16 protein-coding genes, 8 tRNA genes and 1 rRNA gene are annotated in these 19477 nt (G+C 34.7%); all 25 read right to left on the reverse strand.

The window, feature by feature from the left end; genetic code table 11:
* Window positions 1–17: 17 nt before the first annotated feature.
* A tRNA-Ala gene (locus AC2D8K_RS10790) sits at window positions 18–93 on the reverse strand.
* A gap of 14 nt (window positions 94–107) precedes the next feature.
* Window positions 108–181, reverse strand: a tRNA-Pro gene (locus tag AC2D8K_RS10795).
* Window positions 182–203: 22 nt separating this feature from the next.
* Window positions 204–280 (reverse strand) — tRNA-Arg (locus tag AC2D8K_RS10800).
* Between the two features lie 10 nt (window positions 281–290).
* A tRNA-Leu gene (locus AC2D8K_RS10805) sits at window positions 291–379 on the reverse strand.
* A gap of 7 nt (window positions 380–386) precedes the next feature.
* Window positions 387–461, reverse strand: a tRNA-Gly gene (locus AC2D8K_RS10810).
* A 34-nt stretch (window positions 462–495) separates the two neighbouring features.
* Window positions 496–568, reverse strand: a tRNA-Lys gene (locus AC2D8K_RS10815).
* A 6-nt stretch (window positions 569–574) separates the two neighbouring features.
* Window positions 575–650: transfer RNA gene (locus AC2D8K_RS10820), tRNA-Thr, on the reverse strand.
* A 7-nt stretch (window positions 651–657) separates the two neighbouring features.
* A tRNA-Val gene (locus AC2D8K_RS10825) sits at window positions 658–733 on the reverse strand.
* A gap of 11 nt (window positions 734–744) precedes the next feature.
* A 5S ribosomal RNA gene (gene rrf, locus AC2D8K_RS10830) occupies window positions 745–859 on the reverse strand.
* Between the two features lie 395 nt (window positions 860–1254).
* Window positions 1255–2742, reverse strand: coding sequence for a lysine--tRNA ligase (gene lysS / locus AC2D8K_RS10835; protein ID WP_107533001.1), 1488 nt, complete (start codon window positions 2740–2742; stop codon window positions 1255–1257).
* Between the two features lie 332 nt (window positions 2743–3074).
* Complete coding sequence (gene folK, locus AC2D8K_RS10840; RefSeq protein ID WP_075778442.1) at window positions 3075–3554, reverse strand: 2-amino-4-hydroxy-6-hydroxymethyldihydropteridine diphosphokinase; 480 nt, start codon at window positions 3552–3554, stop codon at window positions 3075–3077.
* Window positions 3555–3920, reverse strand: coding sequence for a dihydroneopterin aldolase (folB, locus tag AC2D8K_RS10845; protein ID WP_002451749.1), 366 nt, complete (start codon window positions 3918–3920; stop codon window positions 3555–3557).
* Window positions 3898–4701, reverse strand: a complete 804-nt coding sequence (gene folP, locus AC2D8K_RS10850; RefSeq protein WP_002451748.1) for a dihydropteroate synthase — start codon at window positions 4699–4701, stop codon at window positions 3898–3900. The genes folB and folP overlap by 23 nt, the downstream gene beginning before the upstream one ends.
* A gap of 207 nt (window positions 4702–4908) precedes the next feature.
* On the reverse strand, window positions 4909–5841 hold the full coding sequence (gene cysK, locus AC2D8K_RS10855; protein WP_002451747.1) for a cysteine synthase A: 933 nt from the start codon (window positions 5839–5841) through the stop codon (window positions 4909–4911).
* 171 nt (window positions 5842–6012) lie between these two features.
* Window positions 6013–6894 (reverse strand): Hsp33 family molecular chaperone HslO, encoded by an 882-nt coding sequence (hslO, locus tag AC2D8K_RS10860; RefSeq protein WP_002451746.1) that lies wholly within the window; start codon window positions 6892–6894, stop codon window positions 6013–6015.
* A gap of 231 nt (window positions 6895–7125) precedes the next feature.
* Entirely contained in the window at window positions 7126–9183 is a 2058-nt protein-coding gene (gene ftsH / locus AC2D8K_RS10865; RefSeq protein WP_002451745.1) for an ATP-dependent zinc metalloprotease FtsH, read from the reverse strand.
* 264 nt (window positions 9184–9447) lie between these two features.
* Window positions 9448–9984 carry a hypoxanthine phosphoribosyltransferase gene (gene hpt, locus AC2D8K_RS10870; protein ID WP_002451744.1) on the reverse strand — a complete coding sequence of 179 codons (537 nt, stop codon included), beginning with the start codon at window positions 9982–9984 and terminating at the stop codon, window positions 9448–9450.
* 3 nt (window positions 9985–9987) lie between these two features.
* Window positions 9988–11286 carry a tRNA lysidine(34) synthetase TilS gene (tilS, locus tag AC2D8K_RS10875; protein ID WP_002451743.1) on the reverse strand — a complete coding sequence of 433 codons (1299 nt, stop codon included), beginning with the start codon at window positions 11284–11286 and terminating at the stop codon, window positions 9988–9990.
* Window positions 11287–11451: 165 nt separating this feature from the next.
* Window positions 11452–11859, reverse strand: a complete 408-nt coding sequence (locus AC2D8K_RS10880; protein ID WP_002451742.1) for a S1 domain-containing RNA-binding protein — start codon at window positions 11857–11859, stop codon at window positions 11452–11454.
* Window positions 11860–11961: 102 nt separating this feature from the next.
* Window positions 11962–12360: a cell division protein DivIC gene (gene divIC, locus AC2D8K_RS10885; RefSeq protein ID WP_002451741.1), complete on the reverse strand. Its 399-nt coding sequence runs from the start codon at window positions 12358–12360 to the stop codon at window positions 11962–11964.
* 20 nt (window positions 12361–12380) lie between these two features.
* Window positions 12381–12647 (reverse strand): RNA-binding S4 domain-containing protein, encoded by a 267-nt coding sequence (locus tag AC2D8K_RS10890; RefSeq protein WP_002451740.1) that lies wholly within the window; start codon window positions 12645–12647, stop codon window positions 12381–12383.
* Entirely contained in the window at window positions 12644–13834 is a 1191-nt protein-coding gene (locus tag AC2D8K_RS10895; protein ID WP_484698694.1) for a MazG nucleotide pyrophosphohydrolase domain-containing protein, read from the reverse strand. The genes AC2D8K_RS10890 and AC2D8K_RS10895 overlap by 4 nt, the downstream gene beginning before the upstream one ends.
* Window positions 13831–15360: a polysaccharide biosynthesis protein gene (locus AC2D8K_RS10900; protein WP_002451738.1), complete on the reverse strand. Its 1530-nt coding sequence runs from the start codon at window positions 15358–15360 to the stop codon at window positions 13831–13833. The genes AC2D8K_RS10895 and AC2D8K_RS10900 overlap by 4 nt, the downstream gene beginning before the upstream one ends.
* Complete coding sequence (gene mfd / locus AC2D8K_RS10905) at window positions 15350–18859, reverse strand: transcription-repair coupling factor (RefSeq protein ID WP_484698695.1); 3510 nt, start codon at window positions 18857–18859, stop codon at window positions 15350–15352. The genes AC2D8K_RS10900 and mfd overlap by 11 nt, the downstream gene beginning before the upstream one ends.
* Window positions 18856–19428 (reverse strand): aminoacyl-tRNA hydrolase, encoded by a 573-nt coding sequence (gene pth / locus AC2D8K_RS10910; RefSeq protein ID WP_484698697.1) that lies wholly within the window; start codon window positions 19426–19428, stop codon window positions 18856–18858. The genes mfd and pth overlap by 4 nt, the downstream gene beginning before the upstream one ends.
* Between the last annotated feature and the right edge of the window lie 49 nt (window positions 19429–19477).

Consider the following 19477-nt stretch of genomic DNA (forward strand, 5'->3'; position numbering starts at 1 on the left):
ATTGTTGAAATAAATAATGGTGGAGACTAGCGGGATCGAACCGCTGACCTCCTGCGTGCAAAGCAGGCGCTCTCCCAGCTGAGCTAAGCCCCCATTTTTTTAAGAAGTCGGGAAGACAGGATTCGAACCTGCGACCCCTTGGTCCCAAACCAAGTGCTCTACCAAGCTGAGCTACTTCCCGTATGTAGTTATATTCTTTAAAATGGCGCGCCCGATAGGAGTCGAACCCATAACCTCTTGATCCGTAGTCAAACGCTCTATCCAGTTGAGCTACGGGCGCTTATTAAAGATGGTGCCGAGGACCGGAATCGAACCGGTACGGTGATCTCTCACCGCAGGATTTTAAGTCCTGTGCGTCTGCCAGTTCCGCCACCCCGGCAAAATAATGGAGCAGAAGACGGGATTCGAACCCGCGACCCCGACCTTGGCAAGGTCGTATTCTACCGCTGAACTACTTCTGCATTATTTCGCTTAAAATTATAAATAAAATCGTAATGAGCCATAGAGGATTCGAACCTCTGACCCTCTGATTAAAAGTCAGATGCTCTACCAACTGAGCTAATGGCTCAAAAGATGGTGCCGGCCAGAGGACTTGAACCCCCAACCTACTGATTACAAGTCAGTTGCTCTACCAATTGAGCTAGGCCGGCTATTAAATGGTGGAGAATGACGGGTTCGAACCGCCGACCCTCTGCTTGTAAGGCAGATGCTCTCCCAGCTGAGCTAATTCTCCTGTTATCTATTGCCTGGCAACGTCCTACTCTAGCGGAACGTTAGTCCGACTACCATCGGCGCTAAAGAGCTTAACTTCTGTGTTCGGCATGGGAACAGGTGTGACCTCTTTGCTATTGCCACCAGACAAATTAACTTACTTTATTAATAATACACGTTTGTTAATAACATTTCAATAGTTAATTTTACACTTTGTTAAAATTAATTTTACATTTCGTTAACCAAACTACGTGTTTTTGACGACTTTTACATATTACTTCATTTACTTAAGAAAGTCAACAGATTATTTTCATTTTTTTCGAAAGACGGAATTTCAATTCCTACGTCTTTTCCACTTGATCTATTCTACCACATATCACTTTCCTAAACTATAGGTATTATTACTTTCTATCAGTAAATAAGTTACTTTTACTTATCAAAAGTAACATTTATTTAAGAAAAAAATTAATTTCATCTCACTTTTTCAACAATTAGATTACATAAAAACACCAATCACAATTGTGATTGGTGTTTTTAGATATATTATTTTTGTCTCATATAAGGGAATAATAATACGTCTCTAATTGATGGTGAATCAGTTAATAACATAACTAATCTATCAATTCCGATTCCTAGACCACCTGTAGGAGGCATACCATATTCTAATGCTTCGATATAATCTTCATCCATTTCATGTGCTTCATCATTACCTTGCTCTTTTTCAACTAATTGAGCTTCAAAACGTTCTTTTTGATCGATAGGGTCATTAAGCTCAGTAAAGGCATTAGCATGTTCTCTTCCTACGATAAACAATTCAAATCTATCTGTAAATCTAGGATCTTCCGGATTTTTCTTAGCTAACGGTGATATATCAATTGGATGACCATATATGAATGTTGGTTGAATTAATGTCTCTTCTACTTTTTGCTCAAAGAATTCATTTAAAATATGACCATATTTCATATTGTCAGTAATTTCAATTCCATGTTCCTTTGCCAATGCTTTAGCTTCTTCATCAGATTTCACATTATAGAAATCTACACCTGTAGCTTCTTTAACTGCATCAACAATGTGTAATCTTTTCCATGATGATTCTAAATCAATCTCAGTTCCATTATATTGAACCTTAGCTGATCCAAGTACTTCTTGAGCAATATGTCTAACCATTGATTCTGTTAAATCCATTATATCATGGTAATCTGCATATGCTTCATACAATTCAATCATTGTAAATTCAGGGTTATGTCGTGTAGATACGCCTTCATTACGGAATACGCGACCAATTTCGTATACTTTTTCTAATCCGCCTACGATTAAACGTTTTAAATGCAATTCGATAGCTATACGCATATACAAAGTAGCGTCTAATGCATTATGGTGTGTCACAAATGGTCTAGCAGCAGCCCCTCCAGCGATTTGATGCATCATTGGTGTTTCTACTTCTAAGAAACCTTTTTGATTTAGATAATTACGCATTTCTTGAATGATTTTACTACGATTAATAAATGTTCGTGTACTATCTTGATTTGTAATTAAATCTAAATAACGTTGACGATAACGTTGTTCTATATCTTGTAATCCGTGGAATTTATCTGGTAATGGTCTTAAAGCTTTAGTTAATAGTGTAAATGATTTCGCTTTAACCGATAATTCACCAGTATTAGTTTTAAACATTACACCTTCAACACCGACAATATCCCCTAAATCGGCATGTTTCCATAAATCAAATTGTTCTTCTCCAATTTGATCTTTTCTAACATAAATTTGAATTTGTCCTGATAAGTCTTGAACATGTGCAAATCCTGCTTTACCTTTTCCACGTTTAGTCATAATACGACCTGCTATCGCAACATGACTTTCTTCTTCTTTTTCATGTAATTCTTCTTTTGAGAATTCGTCCCAAGCTGATTTTAATTCTGCTGCTGAAGCAGAACGATCGTATCTTTGACCAAATGGATCAATTCCTAAATCTCTTAATTCTTGTAGTTTTTGGCGGCGCACCTGCATTTGGTCATTCATTTCTTCTGACATAACTTTCTCTCCTTTTGCTTCTTGTTTTTCAATTATTTATTTTATACATTTTGTTAGAAATGTTTAGGTATATCAATCATTTCTCTTGTTCTTAGAGACACTCTTATTCTCTCTATCGTCCACTCTAAATATAACGATGCCAAGAAGCGTGTTAAATCTTTTCATAACATCTATCTTCCCACCATCTCATTTTACTAAACGGCAATGTTCTAATAAAGTATTTACTTCTTTGCCTTTAACTGTTAAACCTTAATCTATTTAAAAAAACAACTAGAATTAAATAATTTAAGTCACTATGTAGTGTCTCACATCATCAATCTCTTCGTTACTCATTAAGACATATATCTTTTAACAGTACTATCTGCTGTTACTAAATTTTCAATCAGTCTTTGGGAACGGGGTTCAATATGTTTCGATGCAATATCATTCAATGGAATAAGCACAAAAGCGCGTTCAACCATTCTCGGATGAGGAATGATTAGATTATCTTCTTCAATGATTTCATTTCCATACAGTAAAATATCAACATCTAGCGTTCTAGGCCCCCATCGAATCTTCCTTACACGGTGAAGTGCTTGCTCTGTTTCTAAACATCGCTTTAATAATTCTTGAGGTTTTAATGTTGTCTCTATTTCTATACATAAGTTAAGAAACTGCGGTTGATCAGTGTAACCAACTGGCTCTGTTTCATAGATAGGAGATACAGATGTAACATCAATATGTTGAAATCGGTCGATAATTTGGATAGCTTGTTGTAACTGATGTGCTCTATCACCCATATTACTTCCCAAGCCTAAATACGCTTTAACCATTTAATGACGCTCCCTCACTATTTCGATACCTACCCCATCGTAATGTCCGGGTATCGGAGGATTTTCTTTAGTTATCCTAACTTTCGTTTCCATTACACGATTATAGTGTGAATTTATACGTTTGGCAATACGTTCTGCTAGATGTTCGAGCAAATTAGAGGGGGCACCTTCAACAATCTCTTTAACATCCTCAAAGACTTCTCCATAATGTACCGTGTCTCTTACATCATCTGATTGACCAGCATCATGTAAATCTACTTTCAAAGTAATATCTACAATGAATATTTGACCTATTTCATTTTCTGCTGGCAATGCACCGTGATAACCATAAAATCGCATTCCATTAAGAAATATGATGTCGTTCATTTTCATTCTCCTTTAGAAAATCCATGCCTTGTGCAATACGTGAATTAAGTTTAACATTATGTACTCTCACAGCTTGAACGCCCTTCATTATACCATAAGCAGTTGTCGCTGCAGTAGCTTCATCCCTTTCAATAGCTTTTGTATCTCCACCTATCATTTCTTTAATAAATCTTTTACGACTAGTAGCCAATAGAATCGGGTAATCTGTTGCGACTAACTCATCTAGTCGAGCCATCACTTCGTTTTCTTCATCTCTAGTTTTAGCAAACCCTATACCAGGATCTAGCCAAATTTTAGACTGTGGGATACCTGCCATTTCTGCTTTATTAGCTTGTGCTAATAGGGTAACAAGCATTTCATCTACAACAGGCTTATCTCTTTCACCATCCCCATTGTGCATTAGAACAATTTCCGCATCATATTGAGCAACAACATTCAATATTTTAGGATCGTACAAACCCGCCCATTGGTCATTAATCATTGTAGCACCTAACTTCAAACAAGCTTCTGCTACTTCACTTCTATATGTATCAATTGATATTTGTACATTAAGCTCTATCAATGCTTCAACAACTGGCACAACTCTATTCAACTCTTCTTCTAGGGTAACTTCTTGATATCCAGGTCGTGTTGAAACACCACCTACATCCACTATATCAACACCTTCATCCACCATTTCTTTTGCTCTCGAAACTGCTTTTTCAACAGAATTATATTTCCCACCATCTGAAAATGAATCTGGCGTTACATTAAGTATGCCCATAATTTTAGTTTTTGACATTTAATCACCTTTTCTATATTGAAATATTTCATGCATTTTCATATCACTTACTATGATATCACTACTTTCAAGATAATTTCAGTGGTAAAAATCAAATAACTTACTCTAAATAACAGTTAAAATGAATTGACTATACTAATACACATATCATCAAATATAAAAAAGCGAAGTCGATTTATCCCGACTTCGCTTTGGTAGCTTCTATAATTAGTCATCAAATGAGTATAAAGGTGTAGATAAGTAACGTTCACCATTACTTGGTAATACTGTTACTACTGTTTTACCTTTACCCAGTTCTTTGGCTTTTTGAATAGCTGTATGGATAGCTGCACCAGAAGAAATACCTGATAAAATACCTTCTTCTTTTGCAACACGTCGTGCCATTTCCATAGCAGTTTCATTGCCTACTTTAATAATACTATCGTAAATGTCAGTATTTAACGTATCCGGAACAAATCCAGCACCTAAACCTTGTAATTTATGTGGTCCTGGTTCTCCACCACTTAGCACTGGTGATGCTTCTGGTTCGATAGCAACTATTTCAATATCTGGGTATTGTTGTCTTAAAACTTTACCTACACCAGATAACGTACCTCCAGTACCTACGCCAGCTAAGAAAGCGTCGATTGTTTTACCTTCAAATTGTTCAACTAATTCTGGACCAGTTGTAAGTTCATGAACTTCAGGGTTCGCTGGGTTTTCGAATTGTTGTGGTTCAAAGTAACCATGCTCTTCTTTAAGTTCTTTAGCTTTTTTAATTGCACCTTTCATTGCTTCTGAGCCAGGTGTTAATACTAGTTCTGCACCATATGCTTTTAATAAGTTACGACGCTCTTGACTCATTGTTTCAGGCATTGTGAACACTGCCTTGTAACCTTTAGCTGCACATACAAATGCTAAACCAATACCTGTGTTACCACTTGTCGGCTCCACAATAGTATCTCCAGGTTTGATTTTTCCTTCTTTTTCAGCTTTTTCAATCATAGCTAAAGCTATACGGTCTTTAACTGAACCACCTGGATTTTGATATTCTAATTTAACGTAAATATCTGCCGCATCTTCATCAACAACGTTTCTCAATTTAACTACTGGTGTGTTACCAATAATTTGCGTAATGTTTTCTACTGGTTTTTGTGCCATTCCAAACACTCCTTATAGATAGAATTAATAAAACTTAGTCTTTTTATCGGATATTTATATTCTATCAGAATTTTCTAAAAAAACAAATGTATCCTACAAAATCTAATGCACATTTATCGACATACGTTTAATAAATTCCCTATTTTAATTTATTATAAACTTCTGTTGATTTTATGCCATGGATTCTAATAATTGATTAAGCTCTGTTTCACTATAATTGTATTTATTACCACAGAAATGACAAACTGCTTCTGCACCATGATCTTCTTGAATCATATCTGTAATTTCTGCTTCGCCTAAACCTTTAATAGCATTCAAGAATTTTTCATGGCTACAATTACATTCAAATTGTGCAGGTGATGTTTCTAAAATTTGGACATGCTCTTCTCCTAGAATTTCATTTAAAATTCCTTCAGGTGTCAATCCTTGCTCAATTAGCTTAGATACTGGTGTCATTTGATTAATTGCTTCTTCTAATTTACTGATTGTTTCTTCTTTGGCACCAGGCATCACTTGAATAATGAATCCGCCCGCTGCTTTAATCGTATTATCTGGGTTAACAAGTACACCTAAACCAACAGAAGATGGCGTTTGTTCACTTGTTGCATAATAGTACGTAAAATCTTCTCCTAGTTCCCCTGATACTATTGGACTTGAACCAGAAAAATAATCTTTCATTCCTACATCCTTAACTACTTGAATCGAACCCTCTGTCCCTACAGCTCTTCTAACATCTAATTTACCTTGTTCATTTAATGGGAAATGTGTTTGTGGATGATCTACATAGGCACGTACATTACCTTTTGCATCTGCATCTGCGATAATTCTGCCAATAGGACCACGACCATCGACTGTTACAGTTAATTTTTGATCTCCTTTAAGCATTGCTCCCATCATTACGGTAGCAGTCATCGTTCTTCCCATTGCGGCTGAAGCAGTTGGCCACGTATAGTGTCTTGTTTGAGCTTCCTGTACTGATTCTGTTGTTAATGTTGCATATGCTCTAATTTCACCGTCAAACGCTAGTGCTTTAACAATATAGTCATGTGTCATTATTATATTACTCCTTTATATATCTTTACGATGCTTCGTTTCTTTTAATCAATATCATTTTCGAATAACTATTATACATCTGTTGTTTATTTTCATGAAATGATTTGTTTCAAGATCATTTTGGCTATTTGTTTATTTAAAAAGTATTTATAAAAATATACTTCACATATTTATACAAAAATATCTCCCTACTATATGGGTGATAGTAGGGAGATTAAACTATGTGCTACTTTACTCTCTGTGATTTGGATCGTTAGGATTATATGGTTTGTCTATATTTGGTGATTGTTCATGACCAGTTGGTTCATCTTCTGACTCATCTTCGTGATGATTGTCGTCACCTTTATGATCTAACGATTGCTCTTTACGAACATCTTCGTATGATTTGCCATATTTACCTTCATCAAATTCAGAATTTGTTTCTTTAACAACTTCTGCTGAATCGTAATCAACCTCTGGCAATTTACCTTCATGGAATAATGATTGAATTTGTTCAGCAACCAATGTTTCTTCTGTAAGTAAAGTTTTAGCAATCAGTTTCAATTGATCTTGATGCTCTAATAAGATTTCTTTACAACGCTCATATTGCTCTTTAACTATACGTTGTACTTCTTTATCAATTTCGTAAGCGATTTGACCTGAATAATTAGGTTCACCTTGCATGTCTTTACCTAAGAATACTTGGCCGCCACCGCTACTAGAGAATTGTAATGGTCCAAGTTTTTTACTCATACCGTATTCAGTAACCATAGAACGTGCGATTTGAGTCGCTCTTTCAAAGTCGTTAGAAGCACCAGTTGATACTTCACCAAAGTTAATATCTTCTGAAACTCGACCACCTAATAAACCACAAATTTTGTCTAATAATTCTGGTTCAGTCATTAAGAAACGGTCTTGTTTAGGTAGCATCATTGCGTAACCACCTGCTTGTCCACGTGGAACAATTGTTACTTTGTGTACAACTTCTGCTTCATCAAGCACCATACCGATAATCGTATGACCTGCTTCATGGTGGGCAACAATATTTCGCTCTTTATCAGAGATAACACGTGATTTTTTAGCAGGACCAGCAATAACTCGGTCAGTTGCTTCCTCAATATCACGCATATCAATTTTGTTCTTACCTTCACGAGCTGCGATTAACGATGCTTCGTTTAATAAGTTTTCTAAATCAGCACCTGAGAATCCCGGTGTTCTTTGAGAAATAGCTTTTAAATCAACTGTTTCATCAAGCGGTTTGTTTTTAGCATGAACATGTAAAATGGCTTCACGACCTTTAACATCTGGACGACCTACTTGAATTTGTCTATCGAAACGACCTGGACGTAATAACGCTGGGTCTAAAATATCAGGACGGTTTGTTGCAGCAATCATAATGATACCTTCATTCTCGCCAAAGCCATCCATTTCAACTAACAATTGGTTCAATGTTTGTTCACGTTCGTCGTGTCCACCACCGACACCAGCACCACGTTGACGACCTACTGCGTCAATTTCATCTATGAAAATAATACATGGAGCATTTTTCTTAGCATTTTCAAATAAATCACGTACACGGCTAGCACCAACACCAACAAACATCTCAACAAAGTCTGAACCACTAATTGAGAAGAATGGTGCACCAGCTTCACCTGCAACTGCACGTGCAAGTAATGTTTTACCAGTACCTGGAGGACCTACAAGTAAAACACCTTTCGGAATTCTAGATCCCATTTGCTTGAATTTCTTGTTATCTTTTAAGAAATCTACTATTTCAACAAGTTCTTGTTTCTCTTCATCTGCGCCTGCAACATCTGAGAAACGAACACGGCGTTTACTACTATCGTACATTTTAGCTTTGGATTTACCAAAGTTCATCATACGACCACCGCCGCCTCCACCTTGGGCTTGGCTAAGGAAGAAAATAAATAATAAAGCAATGATTAAAACAGGAATTAATGTTGTTAAGATACTAACAAATACACTTTGTTCTTCTTCTTCTTTAACTGTAAATTTCAATCCATCTTGTTTCTTAGCTGTATCAGTGATTTTTTGCAAATCTTTTTCATTATTAAATAATATTGTTGATGAATAATCTTCACCATTTTTTGTTTTACCACTTACCATGTATACATTTTGCTCAGGTTGGATTTCTAATGATTTTAAATCGCCTTTATCCAATTTATTAACAAATTGCGTATATGTAAGCTGTTTTGGCATATTTCCATTACCATTTAAGAAAGAAAACAGGCCAAATATGATAACGCCTATAATTGCGATAACTAGCACATTGCGAAACGCTTTCTGCATGTGACATTTCCTCCTACTTCCAATAATAAAACTAACAAAAATTGTAACACAATACATCTTTAGCAGGCTACTATTTCAACTTTAGTATTGGTTTAACAATTTTAGTCAATTTCCACTATAGAGATTTTTATTTTTCTTAATATCGTGACTGCAAAATATCTCATTCAATTATATTTTTACGATTTAAATCGAGTCTACACTACATTGATGTTGAATCATAGCAAAATACATCGCGTCCAATGTATCGATTAAATTCGATTTATCTTATGAATACACTTCCGGTTTTAACGTGCCAATATAAGGTAAGTTTCTGTAATGCTCACCATAATCTAATCCATATCCGACTACGAACTCATCCGGAATTTTTTTACCAACGTATTTAGCTTCAATATCAGCTTTTCTACGATTTGGTTTGTCTAATAAAGTAACAATTTCTAATGAGTTGACTTTACGAGATTCTAATAGTTCAGTGATAGATTTTAATGTAGTACCAGTTTCTAAAATGTCTTCTATGATGAGTACATCTTTATTTTCAATTGATGAACCTAAATCTTTAATAATTTGAACTTCCCCAGTAGATTCGGTACCACCGTGGTAACTCGAAACATCCATAAAATCGATTGATAAGTGTGTATCAATGCGCTTAATTAAGTCAGCCATAAACATAACCGACCCTTTTAAGATACCAACACAAACAAGTGGTTTACCTTGGTAATCTTTAGTTAACTGTTGTCCTAAATCCTTACAAATCGCTTGAATCTCTTCTTCACTTAATACGATACTTTTTATATCCTCGTGCATTTGTTATTCATCTCCAATATTTCTAATATTTATATAATGTTTATAGTCTTTATTCATAAACAATTGACCTACAGCAATTATTTTACCTTCTGCATTGATAACAACTGGTAAACGATTTCGTTCAATAGCATCGATTTTTTTATCAATTAACAATCGACTTACTTTTTTATGTTTGCCAGTATAACCATTTAATAAAAAACGATCGCCATTTTGACGTTGTCTTATTGTTAATGGGAACTGATTGAATGGAAAGTCAGGTTGTATTTCAATCTCATAATCACCAAAACGATATGTATGAGGTACTTCGATGACTTGTGTTGAATTCACGTCGCTCATTTCTGTATTAGCCATTATTATTAATGTATCATATGCAATTTGAATTATCCATTTATCTGTTATATCAATTATGAATTGTGATTTTTGATTTGAAATTTGATTAAACCATGATTGATACATTTTATCAGATATCGCTTTAGACAATGCTATCTTTTCAAATAATTGATCAAGTACATGTACCTTCACGTTATCTGTTAATCGATTAAATTGGTCTCTTGGAATCACTATTTTATCTAGATTCTCTGAGACTCGTACTACTTCTTTGATAAAGTGATGCGCCGATTTTCTAAGTGTAGCTAATTCTTGATCATGCCATGATTTTAATTTTAATAAATGTGCTACGTCTAGTTGTTGATTATCCATTACTGCTGGTATGATACGATTTCTTATATCATTTCTGACGTATACATTGTTATGATTAGATACATCTTCAAAAAATGGAACGTTATATTGATTTTGATAAGATTTGATTGTAGCTTTTGAGATGTCTAGCATCGGACGAACAAGTTGATAACTGACGCGTTGAGAAGTATAAGCAATGCCTAAATGGCTACGTGTGAATCTACCTGTAAATAATCTATAAAAGATGGTTTCAATTTGATCATCTCGATGGTGTGCAGTTAGTAGCACACTGGCCCCAAGTTGTTTCATAATATAATCAAACCACTCGTATCTGTATTGGCGAGATATGTTTTGAATACTGTTCCCCGCTTCAACCGTTTCAGATAAATCTAGTCGTTTGATATAATACTCGATTCCATGTTCTTCACAATATGTTTTAAAAAATGCCTCTTCTTCTATGGATGCTTGTCTTAACCCGTGATTGATATGAATACATGTCAATTTGCTATATGTATGTTGATATTCATTTAATAAAAGATGCAGTAAACACATACTATCTATACCTGTTGATACCGCTAAAACAATATGATCCTGTTCCGACCACCCTGTAGCATTAAGTTCCATCTTACCTCTCACCTCCAAGCATTTAAATAACCTATCATCAATACATTGTTACAATAAAAATAGACTGCTCCTTCATCAAGAAACAGTCTTAGGTTGTCTGTTATTCAAAGTAATTAGCAATACAAAAGCTATGTTAAGTTATTGCAACAGACTTGGTTTATGAAATTAACGTCTTGAACCTTTACCACCACGTCTAGATTCAGTTTGACGTTTAATAGAAGTTAATTTATCTTCACTATCTTTTAAGAAGTTACTTAATTTCTTTTCAAAGTCTTCGCCTTTTGGAGCTGGTTTACTTTGATGTGATTTATTATTGTGCTGTGGTTTACGTTGTGGACGGTCTTTCGCCTTTTTGATTGAAAGGCTAATTTTGCCATCATCCGCGATTGAAAGTACTTTAACCTCTACTTCATCACCTAAAGATAAATGATCTTCCACATTTTCAACATAGTTGTCAGCCACTTCACTAATATGGACTAAGCCACTTTTTCCTTCAGGTAACTCAACGAATGCACCGAATTTTTTAATACCAGTGACTTTACCTTTAAGCTTATTTCCTACTTCGATTGACATATTCTAAATAAATCCTCCCGATTTCATTCGATTTTAACTTTATTATATTCCTGTTGAAGCAATTTCACAATGCTATAATGCAATTATTTTATTTCTCTTTAATTAATTATTCTCATCTGAAGATTTAGCCTTAGAGGATTTATTATCATTTGGCAATCTGAAAATCACTTCACCTTTATTACTTAAATAATAATCATCTCGTGCCACTTTTTCGATATAATCTTTATCATTCAAATTATTTAGTTTTTCTTTCAATGCGATTTCTTCGTCTTGTTGTTTTTGAAACTGCTCTTCTTTATGTTTTCGCTCCACTGCATCTTTTTCGTTGCTGTGTTTTTGGAAGACAAGCATAATGCATAATAAAATGATAATCGCAAGCATGATACCACCAAACAATGCGATTCTTCGACGTACAACACGCATCATTTTACGTTGTCGTTGTTTTTTTTGGTTCTCTTTCGATGTATATTGATTACCGATATTTTCAACTTTATTATTCATAGCTTGTCACCTCACTTTGTCTATTCAGATTCATTAATACGTTCTTCTTTGACTAATTCATACATACCTTTAGCATTTTCTTTAGATGCATGTTCATTTAATCCTGTTACATTAACGGTTACAAGTTTTTGGCCGAAACGAATAACGAGTTCATCTCCAACTTTAACATCTGTGCCTGCTTTTGCTACATTACCATTAATCGTAATACGTCCTTGGTCACTAATTTCCTTAGCTAATGTACGACGTTTAATTAATCTAGACACTTTTAAAAATTTATCTAATCTCATTGATGAGTCTCTCCTTGCTCTAAAAATTGTTTAAGAGCCACTTCGTCAAAATCTTTATTTTTTGTTTTATCATACAATGACATGAAATGGTCTGCAAATACTTTCTCGAATTTCACACGAGGTTTTTTACCTTCATTAGATTTAGCAGTTGACCAAATTGTTTTTAAATCCTCTATGGATTCTGCAGATTCATCACTAAATATATGTGGATGACGACGAATCATTTTAGCATTTAAACTTGCGACTACTTCTTTTATATCAAAATAGCCTTCCTTTTTACCGATACTAGTATGCAATAATACCTGTAAAAGTATGTCTCCTAATTCTTCCACTATGTGCCAATCGTCTTCATTATCGATAGCCTCAAACAATTCAAATGTTTCTTCTAACAGATAACGTTTTAATGTTTGATGTGTTTGAACTTTATCCCAAGGACAACCTTTTTCATCATCAACAAGTAAATCAATCGTTTGTTCAGCAAAGTTAAAGTCATTATATAGTGATTCATCTGCTACAATTTTAGGCACAAAGACACTTGTTAAATTGTTGAACGTAGTGTCAAAATGATCTAACTCGAATAAAGGACATTCAGTTACTTGTGCATCACCACTACGTGCACCTGTAACAATTTTGACCATATGATCATCGGGATAGCGTTCCATTAACGTCAACTTGATATCTGCTGCTACCATTGCACTATATACTTGAGTTATCAACGTATTAGTGCGAACATTTAGTTTCGCTTCTTCTAACGCGGTACCATCTAGTAATGTAAAACCATCGTTAGGTTCTACTGCAACCGCTTCGAATACATCATCAATGAAACTTTTCCCACCTAATACCTTCACTTCTATATCATCATTCTGAGCATGATACGCCATTAACTTAGCAGTGGTCGTTTCAGCGACACGAGGATGCCCTGGCACAGCGTATACAATATTCGATTGTTGTGCTTTATTAATCAACTGTTCGACAATGTTATCGTAAACAGCATCAAACTGCTCATTCGCTTCGTATATATCATCAAAGCTCTCAAAATCAATTTCATCTTTAAGTGCCTCAATGACAGGGTGCTCGAGCGTTCGTGCATATATTTTGTCTTGCTTTTGAATAAATCGATATATACCTAAAGGCAAATCATCGATATCATAGTTTCCTAAACCAATAATCGTAATTGTCTGCGTCATGAACGACTTCCTTTCTTAAAGTGATATAACTTGTCTCCTAAAGGTAAAAATTTCAATTCCCTATAACTTAGGACATTAAAAATACCGACGTATATCATAAATACACTTACACCAACTATGGCACTAATTAATAAAGAAATTAATCCAATTAAACGTCCACTAGACGGTAAGATAGTCATCATCAGTTGAACAATAACTGACATTATAAACAACCCGCCCACTAATTTTATAATAAATTTACTCATTTGATTAAAATGATAAGATTTCAAGACGGCATGGTGAAGTATACTCGCAAAGATAATTAACGATAATACTGTACTTATACTAGCGCCTAAAATGTGAAGTTGATAAATGAAAACTATGTTGAATATTGCCTTAGATAATAAACCAACTATAAAACCAATCACTATCGGTTTAATTTGATTGAGTACTTGCAATAATGCAATATCCATCATAATCAATGATACACCAATAACCGTTAACATATAAACGCATAACGTTACTGTCTCACTATCAGTCTTGAAAAACACTTTATTCATAAGAGGTAAGACATTTATCAAACCTATACCTGCGGCTGAACTAATCAATATAGTTATTTTTAATGAAGCGTTAGCATATCTATTCATTTGAATCGATTGCTTATTTTGAATAGCTTCGGTTAATAAAGGAATTAAGACAAAACTAAACGTTGTTGTTACAATTAATCCCATTTGAATAAAGGAAGCCCCTCTATCATATACACCTTTTTGTTTGATAGCCGATTCAAAAGGTAGTCCTGTCATTTTCAAAGTACGGATGACAGTAAAACTATCTGCGACTTGCCACAAAATAACAATCAACTGACTTAAAGCAAAAATAAGAATAGCAATCAGTAACTGGGTCCATTGAATTTTTGCTACTTTAGCATTCCATTTTAATTTAAACGGACGTTTAGATACCAAATATAGCGTTGAGCCTAAAAAGCCGATTGAAGAAGCAATGATTGATAATGAGCCAGCTTGGTATATAGTCCATTGTTGTGTCAAAAATAGGAAAATAGCCACCATAATAAATCCTACTCGAATCAATTGTTCTATAACCTGGGAAATAGCTGGTACGTTCATATCCTGTCTGGACTGAAAATATCCTCTTAATACACCTAACACACCTACAAATACGAAACTAAAGCTAGCCATTCTAATCATAGGTGCTAAATGTCCATCACCCATTAAGCGTGAAATAATGCCTGCACACCCAAATACAATCAAACATATGCCTAAGCCTACACTTTGTATAATAAGTAGCACTTTAGAATAGTATTCTGAACGGTGGTCCATACCTAAGTTTTGCGTCACTGCACTTGGAATAGCATTCATAGATAAAATCAAACCTAAAGCTACAATAGGATAAACCTGTTGATACGCATACAGACCTTCATCTCCAAGTATATTTTGATAAGGCACTCTATAGATTGCACTTAATACTTTAACGATGACTAACGCAAGCGTTAATATCACTACACCATTAAATGCTGATTTATGTTTCATCTTTAATACTCATACTTTCTTCAATACATTTCACTAAGAATTTTAAGTTGTCTAGCCATTGTTTAGATTTAGTGAGCGTCACTTTCATTGCACCATTCTCTACGCCAACTTTCATCGTTCTTCCAAGTGGTTGTGTATTTTTAAATAACGCCTCTCCATCAATATCAGCAGTAGATGTCTCAGATAAGAAGATTTGAATTTGTTTACCCATATCTTTAATTTTTGTAATACCTGCATGCAGTGCATGGGTTTTAATTTCTACTATGTCTAATAAACGTTCAACTTCAGTTGGATAATCATTAAATCGATCGATTAATTCATCTTTAATATCCATGAGTTGTTCTTCTGATTCTACTTTACGTAATTTCTTATAAATTTCTATTTTAGCTTGTTCATTTTGAATATACTCCGCTGGTAAATAAGCATCTAAATTCAGTTCAACCTCTACGTCCGGTACATCTGGTGTTTCCTCTTTGATACCACGTTTCTCATTAACTGCTTCTTCAAGCATTTGAGAGTATAAATCGAAACCAACCGAATCGATAAATCCATGTTGTTGTTTCCCGAGTAAATTACCAGCACCTCTAATATTCAAATCGCGCATAGCTATTTTAAATCCTGAACCTAATTCGGTAAATTCTTTAATGGCTTGTAGTCTTTCTTCAGCTGTTTCGTTTAACACCTTATTTGCAGGATGAAGGAAATAAGCATATCCTATTCTACTTGAACGACCAACGCGACCACGTAGTTGATACAATTGACTTAAACCGAATCGATCCGCTTCTTCAATAATCAATGTATTCGCATTTGGTACATCGACACCAGTTTCAATAATTGTTGTAGTAACTAAGATGTCGTATTCATGATTAATGAAACTGAGCATTGTTTCTTCTAAATCTCGTTCAGTCATTTGCCCATGTGCCACTGCAATGTTGGCATCTGGCATTAACATTTGAAGTTGCTCTCTCTTTTCATAGATGGATTGAACTTTATTATATAAATAGAAGACTTGTCCATCTCGAGATAATTCACGTTCTAATGCTTCTTTTATAAAGTTGGTGTTTTGCTCTAAAACATAAGTTTGCACTGGGAAACGATTTTCAGGTGGTGTTTCGATAACTGATAGATCACGCACACCAAGCATACTCATATGCAATGTTCTTGGTATTGGCGTAGCTGTTAACGTTAACACATCTACATTATTTTTTAGCGTCTTAATTCTTTCTTTATGACGCACACCAAAACGTTGTTCTTCATCGACAATGAGTAAACCTAAATCTTTGTAATGGATATCTTTGCCTAATAACTTATGTGTTCCTACAACAATATCTACATAACCGGATTTAAGTCCTTCTTTAGTTTCTTTCACTTCTTTAGTTGAACGGAATCTACTAATCAATTGAATTTCAACAGGAAAATCTTGCATACGTTCAATTAATGTTTCGTAATGTTGTTGAGCTAGTATCGTAGTAGGTACAAGAAACGCGACCTGTTTACCTTCCATGACAGCTTTGAAAGCGGCACGAACAGCAACCTCAGTCTTACCATAACCGACATCCCCACATAACAAGCGATCCATTGGACGTTCGCGTTCCATGTCACCTTTTATTTCTTCTATGGATTTACTTTGGTCTGGCGTTAGCTCATATGGGAAATCCAATTCAAACGTAGACTGTTCTTCAGTGTCTGGACCAAATTGATAACCAACTGACATTTCTCTTTGTTTATATAAATCGATTAACTCATCTGCTATATCTTCAACACTTTGTTGAACTTTAGCTTTCGTCTTTTTCCATTCAGTGCCACCTAGTTTATTTAAACGAGGCGATTTGTCTTCGGAAGCCACATATTTTTGAACTTGATCCATTTGATCAACTGGAACGAACAATTGGTCTGTACCTTTGTACTGTAACTTAATATAGTCTCTATGTTGTTCTCCAACTTCTAAAGTTTCTACGCCTAGATATCGTCCTACACCATGATGAACATGAACCACATAGTCTCCAACATTTAAATCTTGGTATGACTTAATTTTTTCTGCATTCGACATTGTTTTAGTACGTTTACGTTGCTTTTTCTGCTTGGTCTTGAATAATTCTCTTTCTGTTATAACCACTAATTGCATATAAGGTAATTCAAAACCTTCAGACAGACTACCTTCGACAACAACTGCTTGACCACTTGTTGAAGCCTGATCAATATGTGTTACAACGGGTATATGCATTTCATTAAGCATAGATTGTATACGCTCAACCTTCGTCTCTGTTTCGACTAAGACTACTATCGCATAGTCATTATGGATAAATCTTTGGAACTCAGAACGCATGATGTCATATTGACCATAGAACTGTTGTACTGGTTTACAAGAGAATTTAATAATATGGTCTAATTCCACAGGCATAGAAGAAGTGAATAGCGTAAAATAAGCCACCGGTCGTTCATCTAATAAAGTTTCAAAGCCATCATATTGCATAAAACTTTGACCAATAAACCCATTACCACTTTCAATCAAGTTACTAATAAAATCATCAAATTCAGTCGTTAACGTTTCTTCTGTTTCTTTAATACGATTATATTCGTCAACAGCTATCACAACATCATTCGCAAAATAATCAATAATTGTTGATGGTTGATCATACATAAATGCCACCAAACGTCGTAATAATTGATGATCAAAGAACGTAGATTCAAAAAGTTTGAAACTTTCATATGTCTCTTTTAAGTCATTTCTCACAGATTTTTCAATTTTGGGTCTTGTATCTTCATAAGCGGCTTTTAATTGTGTTTGTAAATGACTAATCACTTCATCAGTTATAATATAGTCACTTGCTGTAGTAATATCTACTGATTCTAAGTTATCGTTAGAACGTTGTGTTTCCACATCGAAATCACGAATTGAATCTATTTCTGTATCAAATAATTCAATTCTAACAGGTGATCCAATTAAGGGATAAATATCTATAATGCCGCCTCTAAGCGAGAATTCACCAATGTGAGAAACAACACTTTCTCTACGATATCCCATATTGACTAATTTATTGAGAAAATCGTCAACATCAATATCATCACCGACATTCAATGTCATTTGATGATTGCGCCACATTTCTACTGGTGTTAACCACTTTTTCAATCCATTTAATGGAACAATAAATAACCCTTTTTCTCCATGAGCAAGAGCAGTTAGCGTTCTAACACGCTCGCTCATAAGTTGAGGGCTTTGTGTAGAAAATTCTTCGGTCATAATATCTTGAACTGGATATTTATAAATTTCTTCGCCGCTGACATATTGTAATATATCCGCTTCAATTTTATCAGCTTGATACAGATTATTAGTTACTAACAGCATTTGCTTTTGATCGGCTAAATATTTTTCAGCAATAATGGTTGCTTTTGCTGATGGTGATAGACCCGTAACTAAAATATTATCTTGGCCAAAAACCTGGTCTAATTCCTGAAAGCGTTTATCTTCTTTTACATAGTTAGAAATAACTTGTCTCAATTCACTTCACCATTATATTCATTCATCACATTGTCAAATTGAGATGTTTCTATAAATGATTCTACGGCATTAGCTGAATGTTCAATGACTTTCTCCATTGTAATCATTTCTTCTTTAGAAAAGCGTTGAAGTACATAATCAGGAACAGACATACCATTCGTTGGTCGACCAACACCAATACGAATTCTCTTAAATTGATCAGTGCCAAGCATTTTTATAATTGATTTCATACCATTATGACCACCTGCACTACCTTTTTGACGTAAACGTACTTGACCTTGTTCTAAGTCTAAATCGTCATATAATACAATTAAATCGTCTACGTCAATATTGTAGTAATCCATCAATGGTGCAACAGCTTCACCTGACAAGTTCATCATTGTCATAGGTTCAATAAGCAGAACTTTGTCACCATTCATTCTTTCAATAGTATATGCGCCTTTGAATTTTTGTTTGTCCAATGTGAAACGATGTCGTTCTAGTATATAGTCAATGACTTCGAAGCCAATATTGTGTCTTGTTAATTCGAATCGTTTACCAATATTGCCAAGACCTACAATACATTTCATATGTCGTTACCTCCATGTTTATTCTTTATTTATTAAGTGACCTTTTTAA

The sequence above is a fragment of the Staphylococcus sp. 510 genome, from assembly GCF_057219715.1.